The organism is Pantoea sp. Morm, assembly GCF_016643525.1.
GTDB lineage: Bacteria > Pseudomonadota > Gammaproteobacteria > Enterobacterales > Enterobacteriaceae > Pantoea > Pantoea dispersa.
The window spans coordinates 1-676 of record NZ_VOQX01000275.1 but is presented as its reverse complement, the minus strand read 5'-3'; the positions used below and the strand labels follow the sequence as shown (position 1 = coordinate 676).

General features: G+C 55.0%; 1 protein-coding gene and 1 pseudogene. Both read left to right on the top strand.

Going from position 1 to position 676, the window contains the following annotated elements; all coding sequences use genetic code 11:
- Nucleotides 1-231 (top strand): aquaporin (locus FT726_RS27530; protein ID WP_346303869.1); only part of this gene is annotated, 231 nt, incomplete at its 5' end.
- 181 nt (nucleotides 232-412) lie between these two features.
- Nucleotides 413-676, top strand: a pseudogene (locus FT726_RS27525) (bile acid:sodium symporter); the annotation flags it as partial.

Below are 676 nucleotides of genomic sequence, written 5' to 3'. Positions count from 1 at the left end.
CGCGCACCTGCCGGTTTCGCACCGACTGCCATGGGGCTGGCGCTAACGCTGATCCATCTGGTGAGCATTCCGGTGACCAATACCTCCGTCAATCCAGCACGCAGCACCGGTGTGGCGATTTTCCAGGGCGGTTGGGCATTGCAGCAACTCTGGATGTTCTGGCTGATGCCGATCATCGGTGCGGCAATCGGTGGTGTGATCTACCGCGTTTTACTGGAAAAAGCAGAGTAATTTCTCTACAAAGCGCGGATCGACCGCAGACGATCCGCATTTTATCCTGCCAGCGACTTCCCGCCTTACGTCACGATAATGAAATGTTATGATCCCGCGTCCGTCGCTGTGGTCGTTCCCCGCGCGGCACTTCATCTGTGGCATATGAAATAAATTAAAAAATATCTAAGGAAGTCTCTCCATGCTCGCCAAATTAACCCGCCTGTTCCCACTCTGGGCCGTGCTGCTCTCGGTCGCGGCGTATTACTCGCCCTCGACATTCCTCGGCATTGGGCCGTGGGTCACTTACCTGCTAATGCTGATCATGTTCGGCATGGGTGTGACGCTGAATATTGATGATTTCAAACGTGTGCTGACACGTCCGGCACCGGTTATCGCCGGCACCTTTTTGCACTATCTGGTGATGCCACTTGCCGCCTGGGGCCTGGCTAAGCTATTCCACATG